Genomic DNA, 17245 nt, shown 5'->3' on the forward strand with positions numbered 1-17245 from the left:
TGATGGGCCCGGGCATCACCAACGCCGACGTGCTGGCCGCCACCGAGTGCGTGATCCCCTGCTTCGAGGTGGTCGACTCGCGCATCCAGGACTGGAAGATCAAGATCCAGGATACCGTCGCCGACAACGCCTCCTGCGGCCTGTTCATCCTCGGCGACCAGGCCGTGTCCCCGCGCCAGGTCGACCTGGTCACCTGCGGCATGGTGGTGGAGAAGAACGGCCAGCAGATCAGCACCGGCGCCGGCGCCGCCGCGCTGGGCTCGCCGGTCAACTGCGTGGCCTGGCTGGCCAACACCCTCGGCCACTTCGGCATCGGCCTGAAGGCCGGCGAAGTGATCCTCTCCGGCTCGCTGGTACCGCTGGAGCCGGTCAAGGCCGGCGACTTCATGCGCGTCGACATCGGCGGCATCGGCAGCGCCAGCGTGCGCTTCGTCTGATCGGGAGCCTGAACATGAGCAAGAAACTGAAAGCCGCGATCATTGGTCCGGGCAATATCGGCACCGACCTCGTGATGAAGATGCTGCGCTCCGAGTGGATCGAGCCGGTGTGGATGGTCGGCATCGACCCCGAGTCCGACGGCCTCAAGCGCGCCCGCGAGTTCGGCCTGAAGACCACCTGCGAGGGCGTCGACGGCCTGCTGCCGCACGTCATCGCCGACGACATCCGCGTCGCCTTCGACGCCACCAGCGCCTACGCCCACGCCGAGAACAGCCGCAAGCTCAACGAGCTGGGCGTGCTGATGATCGACCTGACCCCGGCCGCCATCGGCCCGTTCTGCGTGCCGCCGGTGAACCTCAAGGAGCACGTCGGCAAGCTGGAGATGAACGTCAACATGGTCACCTGCGGCGGCCAGGCGACCATCCCGATGGTCGCCGCGGTGTCCCGCGTGCAGCCGGTGGCCTACGGCGAGATCGTCGCCACCGTGTCCTCGCGTTCGGTCGGCCCGGGCACCCGCAAGAACATCGACGAGTTCACCCGCACCACCGCCGGCGCCATCGAGAAGGTCGGCGGGGCTAAGGAAGGCAAGGCGATCATCATCATCAACCCGGCCGAGCCGCCGCTGATGATGCGCGACACCATCCACTGCCTGACCGAGAGCGAGCCAGACCGCGACGCCATCACCGCGTCGGTGCACGCCATGCTCGCCGAGGTGCAGAAGTACGTGCCGGGCTACCGCCTGAAGAACGGTCCGGTGTTCGATGGCAACCGCGTGTCGATCTTCATGGAGGTCGAGGGGCTGGGCGACTACCTGCCCAAGTACGCCGGCAACCTGGACATCATGACCGCCGCCGGCCTGCGCACCGCCGAGATGTTCGCCGAGGAAATCGCCGCCGGCACCATCCAACTGCCGAGCCGCGAAGCTGCACTGGCCTGAGGGGAATAGCACGATGAATCTGCAAGGCAAGCAAGTCACCCTGCACGACATGAGCCTGCGCGACGGCATGCACGCCAAGCGCCACCAGATCAGCCTCGAGCAGATGGTCGCCGTGGCCAAGGGCCTGGACGCCGCCGGCATGCCACTGATCGAGATCACCCACGGCGACGGCCTGGGCGGGCGCTCGATCAACTACGGCTTCCCGGCGCACAGCGACGAGGAGTACCTGAGCACGGTGATCCCGCAGCTCAAGCAGGCCAAGGTGTCCGCCCTGCTGCTGCCGGGCATCGGCACGGTCGACCACCTGCGCATGGCGGTGGACTGCGGCGTGTCGACCATCCGCGTGGCCACCCACTGCACCGAGGCCGACGTCTCCGAGCAGCACATCGGCATGGCCGCCAAGATGGGCGTCGACACCGTCGGCTTCCTGATGATGGCCCACATGGCCAGCCCGGAGAAGGTGCTGGAGCAGGCCCGCCTGATGGAAAGCTACGGCGCCAACTGCATCTACTGCACCGACTCGGCCGGCTTCATGCTGCCCGACGAGGTCAACGAGAAGATCGGCCTGCTGCGCGCCGAGCTGAACCCGGCCACCCAGGTCGGCTTCCACGGCCACCACAACATGGGCATGGCCATCGCCAACTCGCTGGCCGCCATCGAGGCCGGTGCAGTGCGTATCGACGGCTCGGTAGCGGGCCTCGGTGCCGGTGCAGGCAACACCCCGCTGGAAGTGCTCTGCGCGGTGCTCGCGCGCATGGGCGCCGAGACCGGCATCGACCTGTACAAGATCATGGACGTCGCCGAGGACCTGGTGGTGCCGCTGATGGACCAGCCGATCCGCGTCGACCGCGATGCCCTGACCCTAGGCTACGCCGGCGTGTACAGCTCGTTCCTGCTGTTCGCCCAGCGCGCCGAGAAGAAGTACGGCGTTCCGGCCCGTGACATCCTCGTAGAGCTTGGCCGCCGCGGTACCGTCGGTGGCCAGGAAGACATGATCGAAGACCTGGCCCTCGACATGGCCAAGGCTCGCCAGAACCTGAAGGTGACTGCATGAAACGTACCCTGACCCGCGAACAGGTGCTGGCCCTGGCCGAGCACGTCGAAGGCGCCGAGCTGAATGTCCACGACATTCCGAAGATCACCAACGACTACCCGGCGATGACCTTCGCCGACGCCTACGACATCCAGTGGGAAATCCGTCGCCGCAAGGAGGCCCGCGGCAACAAGACCGTCGGCCTGAAGATGGGCCTGACCTCCTGGGCGAAGATGGCGCAGATGGGCGTGGAGACGCCGATCTACGGCTTCCTCGCCGACTACTTCAGCGTGCCGGACGGCGGCGTGGTGGACTGCTCCAAGCTGATCCACCCGAAGATCGAGGCGGAAATCTCGGTGGTCACCAAGGCCCCGCTGCACGGCCCGGGCTGCCACATCGGCGACGTGATCGCGGCGATCGACTACGTGATCCCCACCGTCGAGGTGATCGACTCGCGCTACGAGAACTTCAAGTTCGACCTGATCAGCGTGGTGGCCGACAACGCCTCCTCGACCCGCTACATCACCGGCGGCCAGATGGCCAACCTCGAGGACGTCGACCTGCGCACCCTCGGCGTGGTGATGGAAAAGAACGGCGAAGTGGTGGAAGTCGGCGCCGGCGCCGCGGTGCTCGGTCACCCGCTGTCCAGCGTGGCCATGCTGGCCAACCTGCTGGCCGAGCGCGGCGAGCACATCCCGGCCGGCACCTTCATCATGACCGGTGGCATCACCGCCGCTGTGTCGGTGGCGCCGGGCGACAACGTCACCGTGCGCTACCAGGGCCTGGGCAGCGTGTCGGCCCGCTTCGTCTGAGTCACCCCTTTTGCCCCGGCCATCGGCCGGGGCCTTTTTAGCGAGGAACCTGCACATGCCGATTGCCCATGTCCACATCATGGAAGGCCGCAGCGACGAGCAGAAGGAAGCGATGATCCGCGAGGTCAGCGAGGCGCTGGCGCGCACCCTCGACTCGCCGCTCGACCGCGTGCGGGTGCTGATCACCGAGCTGCCGAAGGACCACTGGGGCATCGGCGGCGAGCCGGCCAGCAAGGTCAGGAAGTAGCGACAGCAGCCCCGACCGCAGCATGACACGAAAGCCCGGCTTGCCGGGCTTTCGTGTTTCTGGCGGGAGTGTTCCACGTGGAACACCTGTGCCCTAGAAGTAGCGCAGTACCAGATAGCCAATGGCGACGATGCAGACGAGGATGCCCGGTACCGCGATCAGGGTGATCGTGCGCTGGCGCTGCAGGGCCAGTCTCTGCAGGCCGATGGATTCCTCCACCTTGTCCCGCGAGCGGGCGACCTGCTGCTCCGCCAGCGTACGCTGGGCGGCCAGCTGGGCGAGGATCTCGCGCTGGGTGTCGCGGATCTCGCGCAGCACGTTGAGGGATTCGTGGCGGTACTGCTCGTCGCTCATCTGCGCGATCCTTGCGGCTCTGCGCCGGCTCAGTGGGGTTCGGGATAGAGCAATGTGCCACGTTCGGCGGGAAAGCGCTGGGTCTGCAGATCGGTCCGGCTCAGCTCCGCCCCGCTCCAGATGAACACCTGGCGCGCGCCGGCGCCGCGCAGCAGCTCGGCAAAGCCGCGGATCTCCAGCTGGGTCAGGCCGCCCTCGAGCAGCGCCTGCGGATGCAGGATCACCGTCGGCGCCCGCTGCAGCAGCGAGGCTGGCAGGATCTTCCTGAGCAGCAGCTGCAGGGTCTTCTCCGCCACGCCGAAGTCCGCCAGCAGGGTGCGCGGATGCTCGAAGCCGTTGGCCAGCTCGATCCCCTCCTGCCCGCGCAGGGCCAGGGCCTCGCTGCCGGCCGCCAGCGGCACCCGCCTGCCCTTGTCGTGGCGCAGGGCCAGCAGCGGCGCTTCGGCGAAGGTCCGGCCGGACTCCACATGCAGGGCGTGCAGCTGGTCAGGCTGCAGGCGGAGGTAGAGGGTGTTGTGGAACAGCTTGTTCATCTGGAGGCTTCCATTGCCTTGGTGGGTGGATGGTCGGAGCGGGCTGTCGAGCTCGATGCGTAGCGGGACTGTCTGCTCTAGCGCAGCAGCTGGCGCGCCTGCGCCAGCAACTGGTCGTTGTCCGGATGCACCGTGATGGCGTTGTTGAGGTCGACCACCGGCAGGGTGTAGCGCCTGACCTCGAGGCCGGCATTCTGCATGCGTCGGTGCAGCAGGTCGGCCACCGCCGGCTCGTCCACCGAGTGGTACTGGTAGCGGATGCCGGCCTGCTGGAGCTGACGCAGGGTGGCCTGGGTGTAACCGCAGCTGTCGCGGCCGTAGACGGCCAGATAGGGCTCGGCGTGCAGCGGCGCGTTGCTCTCTTGGGGGACGCGGGAGAAGTGCTGCCAGGCCTGGTAGCCGCCGCCACACAGGGCGAGCAGGAGGATGAGGTTGCGCATGGACAAGTCCGTTTGTCGAAAGCGGGCGGGCACTCTAGCAGGTCCATCCGGCTTGACGGAGTGAACTGTCTCACTCCGTTGTGCCGCCCGCCCGCCCGGACGTCGGCGGACGGCTTCACGGACGCCCGCGGCTGGCCGGCCAACCCTGTCCTGGATCAGCGGCTGTTCGTCGCGGTGGTCAACTGGCGGCTGCTCGGCGGCCACCATAGCGTCGCGCGATCAGCCGGTCGAGCGAGAGGACACCCGCTCCGCGGGCGATCAGCAGCAAAAGGCAGGTGGCCCATACGCCGTGGGTCGGATAGGCGCCGGGATAGACGAAGATCTGGATCACCACGGTCATGCCGAGCAGGGCCAGGGCGGAAAAGCGCGTCGCCAGGCCGAGCAGCAGCAGGACGGGAAACACATGTTCGGCCACGGTCGCCATCAGGGCGGCCAGCTCCGGCGGCAGCAACGGCACCTGGTATTCCTCGGCGAACAGCGGCACGGTCGAGGCGGCCAGCCGCGGCAGGCCGAGCTGGAAGGTGCCGGTCACCAGGTCGATGGCCAGACCCTCGACCTTGGTCTGCCCGGACCTCCAGAACACCGCGGCGATGGAGAAGCGGGCCAGCAGGGCGATCAGGTCATAGGGCAGGCGTTGGCAGCGTTCGACGGCGCCGGCGATCAGGCGCACGGGCAGCGAGCGGTTCATGCGCAGGGTCCTCCGTGGTCGAGGCTGAACTGGCTGATGGCCCCGGCGCGGAGCAGTTGCGCCAGCGGCGCCGCAATGTCCAGATCGGGATGCCGGGACGCGGCCTCCCCTGCCGCCTGCCCGAGGCTGACGCCCTCCTGCAGGCGGGCGACGAACAGCACCTCGCCCGGCATGAGGCCGATCACCTCGACTTCCAGTCCGTGGCGCAGCACCAGGGCGTTTTCCGCGCGGCCGGGGTCGATCTGGGCGATGTCCAGCGCGCCCTGGTGGGCCGCCCACAGCGAGACGACGGCGAAGGGCGAGCGCAGCAGCGCCAGTGCGGGCTGCAGGACCAGACGCAGCCCGGACAGGCGCTCGGGATCGCCGAGCAGGGCGGCGAGCGCCGCACTGTCGGCAACCGGGGCATCCGCCGCATGGCAGGCACGTACGCGCAGCCATTCCAGGCGCGCCACGTCGGCCAGATAGGGCAGGCCGGCAGCCGGGGCGAAGTCTGCGACGAAGGCGGGAAAATCCGCCCCGTAGTGGGCCAGGATGCGCGTGCGCGGCGGCGCGGCGCGTACATGCAGGCGCGCCATGGCGCGGAAGAATTCCTCGCCGACCAGCGCCTGCACCACCGGAAAGGTGTCGCCCAGGGCGTCGACCAGCGAGACGACGACGTTGTTGCGGTAGACCGCCAGGCGCGCGGCCGGGTCGGAACCGTTCCAGGTCTTCAGCCCGCCCGGGCAGGGCCGCGTCGGATCGAGCAGCGCGGCGGCGAATTCGGCCTGCTGGCTCATGCCGGTACCTCCTGCGCCCGGCGGGACTGGCCGGCGAGCAGCGTTTCTGCCTGTGCGGCCTCGCTCAGCAGCAGCGCCAGCGGCGGGACGTCGTTGTCGCGCTCGAGCAGGGTCGGCAGCGCTCCCGTGCGTTGCAGTGTGCGCGCATAGAGCGCCCACACGGCGTTGTCGACCGGCGCGCCGTGGCTGTCGATCAGCAGACGCGCGCCGGCGCCGTCGCGGTCCTCGGCGAAGCCGGCCAGGTGGATCTCGCCGACCGCGTCGAGCGGCAGAGCATCGAGGTAGGCGGCGGGGTCGCGGCCATGGTTGATGCAGGACACGTAGGCGTTGTTGACGTCGAGCAGCAGCCCGCAGCCGGTGCGGCGGACCACCTCGGCAATGAATTCCGCCTCGTCCAGCGTCGAGGCGGCGAACTCGACGTAGGTCGCCGGATTCTCCAGCAGCATGCGGCGCTTGAGGCGCTCCTGCACCCGGTCGACGTGCGCACAGACCCGCGCCAGGGTCGCCGTGTCGTAGGGCAGCGGCAGCAGGTCGTTGAGGAAGACGTCGCCGTGGCTGGACCAGGCCAGGTGCTCGGAGAAGGCCTGCGGCTGGTAGCGCTCGAGCAGGTCGGCCAGGCGGGCGAGGTGCTGCTCGTCGAGCGCTTGTTCGGCGCCGATCGACAGCCCGACGCCATGGATGGACAGCGGGTAGCGCTCGCGGATCTGGCCCAGGAAGTGGTGGAAGGGGCCGCCGTCGACCAGATAGTTCTCGGCATGGACTTCGAAGAAGCCGATATCGGGACGGGTCGCGAGGATCTCCCGGAAATGCTGCGGCTTGAGTCCGAGGCCGGCCCGCGCCGGCAGGCCGTCGCGGGGCGCAGGAGCGCCGTCAGCGACGGCACGCTCGAAGAGTCTGCTCATGGTTGGCGCTCCTGCCGGTCGCTCACGAGGCCTGCTTGGTTTCCTCGAAGGCCTGCAACTGGCCGAAGCCGGTCGGCGAGGTGGGTGAGGCGGTCTTCTCGCAGGTACCGGTGGGCACGAACTTCCAGGCGTTGCCCTGGTAGTCGACCTTGGCGGTACCGGCGCAGGTAGTGCCCGGCCCGGCGGCGCAGTCGTTCTTGCCCTTGAGGGCGACGCCGAAGCACTTCTCGTTGTCCGCCGCCTGGGCAGTCAGCGGGGCGCTGGCGAGAGAAAGTGCGGCGCCCAGGGCGAGGGCAAGGCTGGCGGCCGAGACGGCGGGGATGCTGGCTTTCATGGTGGTCAGTCTCCATTGCGGATGGGAACGGACCGGGCGGAATTGCGGAGCATACCGACCGGTTCGTATTTCCGATGCGCCGGCGGCGCATTTGTTACAGCGCCCGGCGGACCACTAGAAGGCTAGCCCCACTGCGCAGGATCGGCAGGGCTTGTCTGGCTGACGACAGCAGCGTGTGTCTGCGCTTCAGTCGGCCAACGGCAGGCGCAGGTGGATCAGCACGATCGGCTGCTGCCTCTGGTCGAGTCGCTCCTCGAGGGCGAAGGGTGTGTAGCCGAGCCGCGAGTACAGCAGCAGGCCGGCGGCATTGCTGTTGAAGCAGGACACCCGCATCTCGCTGGCCGCGTGGTGCTCGCTGGCCAGCCGCGCCATCTGCTGCATGAGAAAGCGCGCCACGCCCTGGCGCCGCGCCTGGGGTGCCACCGCGACGTTGCCCACGTAGCAGGCGCCCTGCTCGCGCTTGTAGATGTTGGCGAAGGCCAGCACCTGGTCGCCGCGGCAGACCACGCTGGAGTCGCTGCGCTGGGCGATGCTGGTTGCCAGCTGATCGACGTCGAGCGGGAAGCGGGCGCGCGGGGCGAGGAAATACAGCTCTTCGGGCGTGTGGGCGAAGGTGCAGATGGCGGGAAGGTCATCGTCGCGGACCGGACGGAAACTGAGGTTGGTGTTCATCCTGAACTCCTGTGGAAGGGCCGGCAACCGGCCCTGTGGACAAGTTGGCCGGTCGATTATCCACAGAAGGGCCACAGCCAGGCAATCGTCTCTTGTGGATAAGAGTTACCCACAGGTCGCCCCTCTGCCCTGCCGGTCAGGCCGGTGCGCGCTGGCGCAGTGCGGCGCCTGTCGCCGACAACCGGTACTGCTGGCGGCTGCTCTTGGGCTTGTCGGGGATGGTCATCTCGAGCAGTCCGGCCTCCAGCGCCGGCACCAGGTACAGGGTGCGGAAGTTGGCGTCGCTGCGCAGGCCCAGCGCGTCCTGCAGCGCCTTGCGGCTCATCACGCCGTCGCAGGCCTGGACCAGACGGCGAACTTCACCTGTGACATGGCCTGCAACATGACTTGTACTCCTGCCCGCGACATGACCTGCAACTTCGCCTGCATCTTCACCTGCAGCATGACCTGCTGCTTCACCTGTGGCTTCACTTTTTGCTTCACCTGTCGCGCGGCCTGCGCCACGGCTGGCGGGGCCTGCAGCGAAGTGACGGGGCAGCGCGCGGGTAAAGGCAAACTCCAGCCACAGGCCATCCTGCTCGTGGCGCAGCAGGGGTTCGACGATGCCGTGGGCGCGGCAGGCGGCGATGAGCTTGTCGATGCCCAGGCCCCAGGCCTCGATCAGCCCGGCGCGGTAGAAGGCGTTGGCGATGTCCGGGTTGCCGGGGCGCGACAGGTGGCGGGTGCGCAGGCTGGCGATGCTCCAGCCTTCCGGCAGGCGTGCCGGATTCCACAGGCTGATGCGGTCGTCGTGCAGGCGGATCTGGATCGGGATGCCGCTGGCGTAGTCCTTGTGCACGATGGCATTGATCAGCGCCTCGCGCAGCGCCGCGATGGGCAGCGGGTAGGCCGCCGGTGCGCGGGCTTCGCCGCCGTCTGGATCACGCTGCAGGTGCTCCTCGAGCAGCGCCAGGCTGCGCTCGAGCTGGACGAACAGGTTGCCACCGATGGCATGCTGCTCGACCAGGCCGTTATCGCGGCGGAAGTGGCCGATGCGGATGTAGGCGCCGCTGACCAGCTTTTCCGGCTCGGCGTGGAACAGCAGCGCGGCCGCGCGCTTGAGATGGAACAGCTGCAGCTGTTCGACCAGGGCGGCATCGCCCTCCTCCACGGCGGCGCAGCTGAGCCGCTGGCTGGCCGCGGCGCGCTGGCGGAAGTCGGCCAGCGCCTGGGGATCGAGGTCGGCCAGTTGCACCTGGGGCATCGGCAGGTCGTCCCAGCTGCCGCCGGCGTCCGGGTGCAGGAAGCGGTCGGTGGTCGCGCCGGGGGATGCCGCTGGGAGGTCTTTCCACTCGAGGTCTGGCTGGTCTTTCATCCGCGATACCCTGGTTGCGCAAGGAGGAGCAGCTGGCATGGTAACCAAATGCCGCGGGTGGCGGGCGCGCGCCAGCGTGCTTTCGTTCATGTTCCGCGCACGCGACTACCGGCCGGTGACAGGTCCGGCCGCTAGCCCGCAAGGCAGCATGGGTGGCGGCGTTACAGGGTGATGTTCAGCTCGGAGTCGCGCATCACCTTGAGCTCGGCGTCCTCAGCGTGGAAGCCGCGGGCCAGCTTGGCGCGCAGGGTCAGGTCGGTGCGCGAGTCGGCGTGGCGCAGGGCCTCGTCGAGGCTGATGCGCCCGGCCTGGACCAGGCTGTAGAGGTGCTGGTCGAAGGTCTGCAGGCCGAGCTCCTGGCTGCGGCCGAGGGCGGTCTTGATGTCGTCGAGCTGGTCGCGCTGGATCAGGTCGGCGATGTACGGGGTCTTCAGCAGCAGCTCGACGGCGGCCACGCGCTTTTCCTCGCGCCCCGGCACCAGGCGCTGGCCGACGATGCCCTGCAGGTTGAGCGCCAGGTCGCCGAGCACCTGCGCTCGCGCTTCCTTGGGGAAGAAGTTGCAGATGCGCTCGATGGCCTGGGTGGTGTTGGTGGCGTGCAGGGTGGCCAGGCACAGGTGGCCGGTCTCGCTGTAGTGCAGGGCGTGCTGCATGGTGGCCAGGTCGCGGATCTCGCCGATCATGATCACGTCCGGCGACTCGCGCAGCACGTTGAGCAGCGCCTGCTCGAAGCTGCGCGTATCCAGGCCCACCTCGCGCTGGTCGATGATCGCGCGCTGGTGGCTGTGGATGAACTCGATCGGGTCCTCGATGCACACGATATGGCCGCCGCGCGAGCGGTTGCGCAGGTCGAGCATCGACGCCAGGGTGGTCGACTTGCCGCTGCCGGCGGCGCCGACCACCAGGATCAGGCCGCGGTCGAGCATCACCAGCTCTTCCAGCTTGGCCGGCAGGCCGAGTTCGCCGATGCCGGGGATCTTGCTCTTGATGTGGCGCACCACCATGGCCACGTCGCCGCGCTGGTAGTAGACGTTGACCCGGAAGCGCCCGGCGCCGTCGAGGCCGATGGCCAGGTTCATCTCCAGGTCGCGCTCGAACTCGGCGATCTGCTTCTGGTTCATCATCTGGTAGGCCAGCTGCTGCACCGATCCCGGCGCCAGTGGCACCTTGCCGACCGGCAGGCTCTGGCCCTCGCGCTTGAGCTGCGCGGGTGCACCGACGCTGAAGAACAGGTCGGAACCGCCCTGCTCGACCATCAGGTGCAGGTAACGAAACACATCCATGCCGCTTGCCTCCGTGAACCGGGATGAGTGCTGGCGCTGCTGCCGGCGCGAGGCCGGCCGAGTGGCGCGATCCCCTTCCGGCGCGGGAAGGGCTGCAGGTCGTCAGTCTGCCTTGTTTGCCGGCGCGGTGCCGTTGATTTTCTGCATGGTCTCGGTGATCCAGGTTTCGGCGCGCTGGTTGAGCTCGGCCACCGCGCGCGGGCCTTCGCCCTCGGCGTGCATGGCCGGGCCGAACACCACGCTGACCGTGCCCGGATGGCGCTGCCAGCCGTCACGCGGCCAGAGCTCGCCAGCGTTGTGGGCCACCGGCAGCACCGGTACGCCTGCGGCCACGGCCACCGAGGCGCCGCTGCGCGAGAACTTGCCCATCTCGCCGGCCGGAATGCGCGTGCCTTCCGGGAAGATCAGCAGCCAGTTGCCCTGCTGCAGGCGTTCCAGGCCGAGGTGGGCCACCTGCTTGAGCGCCTGCTTGGGGTTGCTGCGGTCGATGCCGATCGGCTTGAGCAGCTTGAACGCCCAGCCGTAGAACGGGATGCGCAGCAGCTCCTGCTTGAGCACCTGGGTCAGCGGCGCAAAATGCGCGGTGAGGAAGAAGGTTTCCCAGGCGCTCTGGTGCTTGGCGAGAATCACGCACGGCTGCTGGGGGATGTTCTCCAGCCCTTCGAGGCGGTAGTCGATGCCGAGCATGACCCGGCTCAGCCACACGGCGAAGCGGCACCAGGTGCGGGCGATGAAGATGTAGCGGGCCTTCTGCGGCAGCCAGGGGGCGATCAGCAGGCTGAGCAGGCACCAGATGACGGTGCTCAGGCCGAGCAGCAGGTAGAACAGGGCGGTACGCAGGGTCATCGGTCGGCCTCCACGGCCAGCAGGTGGGCGGCTACCGCCGCCAGATCGTCGAACACCAGAACGCCTTGCGGCAGGCCCGTGGCCTGGGTGCGCTCGCCCTTGCCGCTGAGCACCAGCACCGGCTGGCAGCCGACCGCCCGGGCGGCGGCAATGTCGCCGGGGCTGTCGCCGACGAACCAGAGGCCGGCCAGCTCGACGCGGTAATGCGCGGCGATCTGCTGCAATAGGCCGGGCAGCGGCTTGCGGCAGTCGCAGCCCTCGTCCGGGCCGTGCGGGCAGTGGACGATCAGGCCGAGCTCGCCGCCCTGCTCCGCCACCAGCTGGCGCAGGTGCGTGTGCATGGCCTCGAGGGTGGCCTCGTCGTAGTAGCCGCGGGCCAGGCCCGACTGGTTGGTGGCCACCGCCACGGTCCAGCCGGCCTGGTTCAGGCGGGCGATGGCCTCGATCGAGCCGGGGATCGGGATCCATTCGGCGACGGACTTGATGTAGGCGTCGGAGTCCTCGTTGATGACCCCGTCGCGGTCGAGAATCAGCAGTTTCATGGTCGGGCCCTGTAGGGCGGCAGGTGTGGATACGGTATTTCGGTCAAACGTCGGGCTGTTGTGGGAGGCCCGCCCTCGGGACGATGCTCTTGCGCTCCTGCGGGCCTGCGGCCCGTATCGCCGCGAGGGCGCGCCTCCTAACAGTCGGGGTGGGAGAGCAACCGTGCAGCCGTGTCCGCCAGTTCATGCTTCGGCGGACAATCGCTATGCGAGTTGCCCGCCCTACGCAGAAAGGGGGCGTAGGTGGGCAAGCCATCCGGCTTGCCCACCGTTCAGCCGAGCAGCGAGATGTCCGCCACGCCGAGGAACAGCCCGCGCAGCTGGGCCAGCAGCGCGTAGCGGTTGGCGCGCACGGCGGCATCGTCGGCATTGACCAGCACGCTGTCGAAGAACGCATCCACCGGCGTGCGCAGGCTGGCCAGACGCTCCAGCGCGGCGCGGTAGTTGCGCGCGGCGGCCAGCGGGGCGACCGCTTCGGCGGCGGCGGCCACGGCGGTGGCCAGCGCCTGCTCGGCCGGCTCGACCAGCAGGGTGCTGCTGACCAGCGCCGGCACTTCGCCTTCGGCCTTGGCGAGGATGTTGGACACCCGCTTGTTGGCGGCGGCCAGGGTGGCGGCCTCGGCTAGCTGACGGAACGCCTGCACGGCCTGCACGCGCTGGTCGAAGTCCAGCGGCGAGGTCGGCGCCAGGGCACGCACGGCCTGGTACACCGCCACCTCGACGCCTTCGTCCTCGTAGCGGGCGCGCAGGCGGTCGAAGATGAAGTCGAGCACCTGGACGGCCAGGCCGTCGGCCTTGACCTTGTCGCCGTACTGCTCGATGGCGAAGGCCACCGCCTGCACCAGGTCGAGATCCAGCTGCTTCTCGATCAGGATGCGCAGCACGCCGAGCGCCGCACGGCGCAGCGCGTAGGGGTCCTTGGAGCCGGTGGGCAGCATACCGATGCCGAAGATGCCGACCAGGGTGTCGAGCTTGTCGGCCACCGCCACGGCGGCACCGGTCAGGGTGGACGGCAGTTCGGCGCCGGCGCCGCGCGGCATGTACTGCTCGTTGAGCGCCAGGGCGACATCGGCCGGCTCGCCATCGTGCAATGCGTAGTAGTAGCCGGCGATGCCCTGCATCTCCGGGAACTCGCCGACCATCTCGCTGGCCAGGTCGCACTTGGAGAGGATGCCGGCACGCGCAGCGCGCTCGGCATCGCCGCCGATGCGCGCGGCGATGAAGCCGGCCAGGGCGGAGACGCGCTCGGCCTTGTTGAACACGCTACCCAGCTGGGCCTGGAACACCACGTTGGCCAGGCGCTGGTTGTTCTGCTCCAGCGGGTGCTTCTTGTCCTGCTTGAAGAAGAACTCGGCGTCGGTCAGACGCGGGCGCACCACCTTCTCGTTGCCGGCAACGATCTGCGCCGGGTCCTTCGACTCGATGTTGGCCACGGTGATGAAGCGCGGCAGCAGCTTGCCGTTGCCGTCGACCAGGCAGAAGTACTTCTGGTTGTCCTGCATGGTGGTGATCAGCGCTTCCTGCGGCACCTCGAGGAAGCGCTCCTCGAACGAGCAGACCAGCGGCACCGGCCACTCGACCAGCGCGGTCACCTCGTCGAGCAGCGCCGGCGGCACGATGGCCTTGCCGTTCTGCTCGCTGGCCAGTTCGGCGACGCGGGCGTCGATCAGCGCGCGGCGCTCGGCGAAGTCGGCGAGCACGTAGGCGCTGCGCAGGTCCTCGGCGTAGCTGGCCGGGTTGCTGATGCGCACGTCGTGGTTGGCGTGGAAGCGGTGGCCGCGGGACACGCGACCGGCCTGCTGGGTGAGGATGGTGCAGTCGATCACCTGCTCACCGAACAGCATCACCAGCCACTGGGTCGGCCGCACGAACTCCTCGCGACGGGCCGCCCAGCGCATGCGCTTGGGGATCGGCAGCTCGTTCAGCGAGTTCTCGACGATACCCGGCAGCAGGCTGGCGGCCGGCTGGCCGGGGATGCTCTGCACGAACTTGAGTTTCGCGCCGCTGCGGTCGATCTGCTCGAGATCGACGCCGCACTTGCGGGCGAAGCCCAGCGCCGCCTGGGTCGGCTGGCCGTCCTTGTCGAAGGCCGCCTGCACCGGCGGGCCGTCGAGGTTGACGCTGCGGTCCGGCTGCTGGGTGGCCAGCGCCGAAACCAGCACGGCCAGGCGGCGCGGCGCGGCGTAGTAGCGCGCGCCTTCGTAAGCCAGGCCCGCGGCCTTGAGGCCCTTCTCGATGCCGGCGAGGAACGCCTCGGCGAGGGTCTTCAGCGCCTTGGGTGGCAGCTCTTCGGTGCCCAGTTCGACCAGGAAATCTTGGGTACTCATTCTGCGGCCTCCTTCAGCTTGGCCAGTACTTCGTCACGCAGTTCGGCGGTGGCCATCGGGAAGCCGAGCTTGGCGCGCGCCTGCAGGTAGCTCTGCGCCACGGCGCGGGCCAGGGTGCGCACGCGCAGGATGTACTGCTGGCGCGCGGTCACCGAGATGGCGCGGCGGGCGTCGAGCAGGTTGAAGGTGTGCGAGGCCTTGACCACCATCTCGTAGGTCGGCAGCGGCAGCTCGAGGGCCATCAGGCGGTTGGCCTCGGCCTCGTAGAAGTCGAACAGCTCGAACAGCTTGTCGACGTTGGCGTGCTCGAAGTTGTAGGTGGACTGCTCCACCTCGTTCTGGTGGAACACGTCGCCGTAGGTGACCTTGCCGAACGGGCCGTCGGAGTAGACCAGGTCGTACACCGAGTCGACGCCCTGCAGGTACATGGCCAGGCGCTCGAGGCCGTAGGTGATCTCGCCGGTCACCGGGTAGCACTCGACGCCGCCGACCTGCTGGAAGTAGGTGAACTGGGTGACTTCCATGCCGTTGAGCCAGACTTCCCAGCCCAGGCCCCAGGCGCCGAGGGTCGGCGATTCCCAGTTGTCCTCGACGAAGCGGATGTCGTGGACCAGCGGGTCGATACCGATGGCGCGCAGCGAGCCGAGGTACAGATCCTGGATGTTGTCCGGGTTCGGCTTCAACACCACCTGGAACTGGTAGTAGTGCTGCAGGCGGTTGGGGTTCTCGCCGTAGCGGCCGTCGGCCGGGCGGCGCGAGGGCTGCACGTAGGCGGCGTTCCAGGTCTCGGGACCGATGGCGCGCAGGAAGGTGGCGGTGTGGAAGGTGCCGGCGCCCATTTCCATGTCGTAGGGCTGCAATACCACGCAGCCCTGCTCCGCCCAGTAGCTTTGCAGGGCGAGGATCAGGTCCTGGAAGGTGCGCACGGCAGGCGTAGTCTGGCTCACGAAATCACCTGTTCTGAGGCTTGCGTAAAGCCGCCGAGTATAACCGAAGCGCGGCGCGCGCCGCAGGGGGCACGCATGCGGCGTGTGCGCCCGGTCCGCCGGCCTGACCCGCTGCACGTCGCGCAGGTACAATGCCCACCCTGAGCAATCGCGGGAGAGTCCTGTGGAGAAGATCAAAGGCGCCCTGGTGGTGGGTGCGTTGCGGCTGGTTGCCGCTCTGCCCTGGTCGTGGGTGCAGGGTCTCGGCGCGGCCATCGGCTGGCTGATGTGGAAGCTGCCGAACAGTTCGCGCGAGGTGGTGCGCATCAACCAGTCCAAGTGCTTTCCCGAACTGGGCGCGGCCGAGCGCGAGGCGTTGCTCGGCCGCACCCTGAAGGACATCGGCAAGACCTTCACCGAGAGCGCCTGTGCGTGGATATGGCCGGCTGAGAAGTCGCTGGCGCTGGTCAAGGAGGTCGAGGGCCTCGAGGTGCTCGAGGCGGCGCTGGCCAGTGGCAAGGGTGTGGTCGGTATCACCAGCCATCTGGGCAACTGGGAGGTGCTCAACCACTTCTACTGCAACCAGTGCAAGCCGATCATCTTCTACCGCCCGCCCAAGCAGAAGGCGGTGGATGAGCTGCTGCAGCAGCAGCGGGTGCAGATGGGCAACCGGGTAGCGCCGTCGACCAAGGAAGGCATCCTCAGCGTGATCAAGGAAGTGCGTCGCGGTGGCGCGGTGGGCATCCCCGCCGACCCGGAGCCGAGCGAGGGCAGCGGTCTGTTCGTGCCCTTCCTCGGCGTGCAGGCACTGACCAGCAAGTTCGTGCCGGGCATGCTCGCCGGGCACAAGGCGGTCGGCGTGTTCCTGCATGCCATCCGCCTCGACGACGGCAGCGGCTTCAAGGTGATCCTCGAGGCGGCGCCGGAGGAGATGTACAGCAAGGACCCGGAAGTCGGCGTGGCAGCGATGAGCCGGGTGCTCGAGAGCTACGTGCGGCGCTGGCCGAGCCAGTACATGTGGAGCATGAAGCGCTTCAAGAAGCGTCCGCAAGGCGAGCAGCGCTGGTACTGAGCATTCGGTGCGCGCGGGTGGCGAGGGGGCTTGCCCCGCAGGGGGATAGCCAATACTGTCTTGCCCACCTCTCCAGAAAAAGGACTATCTCGAGCATGGAAAACAGACGTGAGCACGTGCGCACACCCATCAAGGTTCCCCTGCGCATCGACCACCCGCTGCACGGCGGGCTGATGGCCGCCACCCGCGACATCTCCGACGGCGGCGTGTTCGTGGTGATCGAGGATGCCCACCGCCTCCTGCGGGGTGGCGAGCTGGTCAGCGGCCAGATCCAGGGCCTGCCGGGGGAGGCTCCGCTGGTGCGGATGCGCGTGGTGCGTTGCGAGAGCGGCGGCGTGGCGCTGACCTACGCCGACGACTGACGCCGCAGCGCAGCCGCTCAGGGACGCGGCTTGTCCAGCTTTCTGAGAAACACCGTCATTTCCTTCTCCGCCTGCTTGTCGCCGTGGCGGCGGGCTGCGTCAAGGCCCTGCTGCCAGGCGGTGCGCGCGGCATCGTTGTCACCGAGCATGGCCTGGGCCTTGCCCAGCAGCTTCCAGGCCGCCGAGTAGTTGGGGTCGAACTCCACGCAGCGTTGCAGGTGGGGCAGCGCTTGGGCGGCGTCGCCAGCGTCGAGGTGGGCGTTGCCCAGGCCGAAGCGCAGCAGGGCGTTGTCGTGGCCGGCGGCCAGAAGTTTTTCCAGTGCGGCGACGGTGGTCATGGGCGTTCCTTTGTAGTGGAAGGACGATT

General features: G+C 68.4%; 21 protein-coding genes and 1 pseudogene. 7 read left to right on the forward strand and 15 right to left on the reverse strand.

Annotation, left to right across the window (positions count from 1 at the left end; all coding sequences use genetic code 11):
* From xylJ to BMZ19_RS14835, 5 genes and pseudogenes are all read left to right on the forward strand, one after another.
* Positions 1-437: pseudogene (gene xylJ, locus BMZ19_RS14815) on the forward strand (2-hydroxypent-2,4-dienoate hydratase); the annotation flags it as partial.
* Positions 438-451: 14 nt separating this feature from the next.
* Positions 452-1375, forward strand: coding sequence for an acetaldehyde dehydrogenase (acetylating) (locus BMZ19_RS14820; protein WP_090312213.1), 924 nt, complete (start codon positions 452-454; stop codon positions 1373-1375).
* Positions 1376-1388: 13 nt separating this feature from the next.
* A complete protein-coding gene (dmpG, locus tag BMZ19_RS14825; protein WP_090312214.1) occupies positions 1389-2429 on the forward strand; it encodes a 4-hydroxy-2-oxovalerate aldolase in 1041 nt (346 codons plus the stop codon).
* Positions 2426-3220, forward strand: coding sequence for a 2-oxo-3-hexenedioate decarboxylase (dmpH, locus tag BMZ19_RS14830; RefSeq protein WP_090312215.1), 795 nt, complete (start codon positions 2426-2428; stop codon positions 3218-3220). Before dmpG ends, dmpH begins: the two co-directional genes overlap by 4 nt.
* A 10-nt stretch (positions 3221-3230) precedes the next feature.
* Positions 3231-3467, forward strand: a complete 237-nt coding sequence (locus tag BMZ19_RS14835; RefSeq protein WP_483153915.1) for a 4-oxalocrotonate tautomerase — start codon at positions 3231-3233, stop codon at positions 3465-3467.
* A gap of 93 nt (positions 3468-3560) precedes the next feature.
* Here the strand turns inward: BMZ19_RS14835 and BMZ19_RS14840 are convergent, their stop codons facing one another.
* From BMZ19_RS14840 to glyQ, 14 genes are all read right to left on the reverse strand, one after another.
* Positions 3561-3821: a hypothetical protein gene (locus BMZ19_RS14840; protein WP_090312220.1), complete on the reverse strand. Its 261-nt coding sequence runs from the start codon at positions 3819-3821 to the stop codon at positions 3561-3563.
* A 29-nt stretch (positions 3822-3850) separates the two neighbouring features.
* The gene (locus BMZ19_RS14845; protein ID WP_090312222.1) at positions 3851-4354 is read right to left on the reverse strand and encodes a hypothetical protein; all 504 of its coding nucleotides are present in this window, start codon (positions 4352-4354) and stop codon (positions 3851-3853) included.
* A 77-nt stretch (positions 4355-4431) separates the two neighbouring features.
* Entirely contained in the window at positions 4432-4794 is a 363-nt protein-coding gene (locus BMZ19_RS22465) for a glutaredoxin family protein (RefSeq protein ID WP_090312225.1), read from the reverse strand.
* 178 nt (positions 4795-4972) lie between these two features.
* Positions 4973-5482, reverse strand: a complete 510-nt coding sequence (locus BMZ19_RS14855; RefSeq protein WP_090312227.1) for a DoxX family protein — start codon at positions 5480-5482, stop codon at positions 4973-4975.
* Positions 5479-6258, reverse strand: coding sequence for an HvfC/BufC N-terminal domain-containing protein (locus BMZ19_RS14860; RefSeq protein ID WP_090312229.1), 780 nt, complete (start codon positions 6256-6258; stop codon positions 5479-5481). The genes BMZ19_RS14855 and BMZ19_RS14860 overlap by 4 nt, the downstream gene beginning before the upstream one ends.
* On the reverse strand, positions 6255-7160 hold the full coding sequence (gene bufB, locus BMZ19_RS14865) for an MNIO family bufferin maturase (protein WP_090312231.1): 906 nt from the start codon (positions 7158-7160) through the stop codon (positions 6255-6257). Before bufB ends, BMZ19_RS14860 begins: the two co-directional genes overlap by 4 nt.
* A gap of 22 nt (positions 7161-7182) precedes the next feature.
* Positions 7183-7494: a BufA1 family periplasmic bufferin-type metallophore gene (locus tag BMZ19_RS14870; protein WP_090312233.1), complete on the reverse strand. Its 312-nt coding sequence runs from the start codon at positions 7492-7494 to the stop codon at positions 7183-7185.
* A 186-nt stretch (positions 7495-7680) separates the two neighbouring features.
* Entirely contained in the window at positions 7681-8166 is a 486-nt protein-coding gene (locus tag BMZ19_RS14875) for a GNAT family N-acetyltransferase (protein ID WP_090312234.1), read from the reverse strand.
* A gap of 136 nt (positions 8167-8302) precedes the next feature.
* Complete coding sequence (locus BMZ19_RS14880) at positions 8303-9520, reverse strand: Fic family protein (RefSeq protein WP_170847785.1); 1218 nt, start codon at positions 9518-9520, stop codon at positions 8303-8305.
* A 161-nt stretch (positions 9521-9681) separates the two neighbouring features.
* Positions 9682-10803 carry a PilT/PilU family type 4a pilus ATPase gene (locus tag BMZ19_RS14885; RefSeq protein ID WP_090312238.1) on the reverse strand — a complete coding sequence of 374 codons (1122 nt, stop codon included), beginning with the start codon at positions 10801-10803 and terminating at the stop codon, positions 9682-9684.
* A 102-nt stretch (positions 10804-10905) separates the two neighbouring features.
* Positions 10906-11649, reverse strand: coding sequence for a lysophospholipid acyltransferase family protein (locus BMZ19_RS14890; RefSeq protein WP_090312240.1), 744 nt, complete (start codon positions 11647-11649; stop codon positions 10906-10908).
* A complete protein-coding gene (gene gmhB / locus BMZ19_RS14895) occupies positions 11646-12335 on the reverse strand; it encodes a D-glycero-beta-D-manno-heptose 1,7-bisphosphate 7-phosphatase (protein WP_342028253.1) in 690 nt (229 codons plus the stop codon). The genes BMZ19_RS14890 and gmhB overlap by 4 nt, the downstream gene beginning before the upstream one ends.
* Before the next feature lie 128 nt (positions 12336-12463).
* Positions 12464-14518 (reverse strand): glycine--tRNA ligase subunit beta, encoded by a 2055-nt coding sequence (gene glyS / locus BMZ19_RS14900; RefSeq protein WP_090312245.1) that lies wholly within the window; start codon positions 14516-14518, stop codon positions 12464-12466.
* The gene (glyQ, locus tag BMZ19_RS14905; RefSeq protein WP_090312247.1) at positions 14515-15465 is read right to left on the reverse strand and encodes a glycine--tRNA ligase subunit alpha; all 951 of its coding nucleotides are present in this window, start codon (positions 15463-15465) and stop codon (positions 14515-14517) included. Before glyQ ends, glyS begins: the two co-directional genes overlap by 4 nt.
* Positions 15466-15628: 163 nt before the next feature.
* Between glyQ and BMZ19_RS14910 the strand changes: the two genes are divergently transcribed.
* Together BMZ19_RS14910 and BMZ19_RS14915 are read left to right on the forward strand one after the other, a co-directional pair.
* Positions 15629-16516, forward strand: coding sequence for a lysophospholipid acyltransferase (locus tag BMZ19_RS14910; protein ID WP_090312248.1), 888 nt, complete (start codon positions 15629-15631; stop codon positions 16514-16516).
* 95 nt (positions 16517-16611) lie between these two features.
* Positions 16612-16878: a PilZ domain-containing protein gene (locus tag BMZ19_RS14915; protein ID WP_090312250.1), complete on the forward strand. Its 267-nt coding sequence runs from the start codon at positions 16612-16614 to the stop codon at positions 16876-16878.
* A 17-nt stretch (positions 16879-16895) separates the two neighbouring features.
* On the opposite strand, the gene BMZ19_RS14920 is transcribed toward BMZ19_RS14915, so the two are convergent.
* Positions 16896-17216 (reverse strand): tetratricopeptide repeat protein, encoded by a 321-nt coding sequence (locus BMZ19_RS14920; RefSeq protein WP_090312252.1) that lies wholly within the window; start codon positions 17214-17216, stop codon positions 16896-16898.
* Positions 17217-17245 lie beyond the last annotated feature (29 nt).

It is taken from the genome of Pseudomonas linyingensis, from assembly GCF_900109175.1.
Taxonomy (GTDB): Bacteria; Pseudomonadota; Gammaproteobacteria; order Pseudomonadales; family Pseudomonadaceae; genus Geopseudomonas; species Geopseudomonas linyingensis.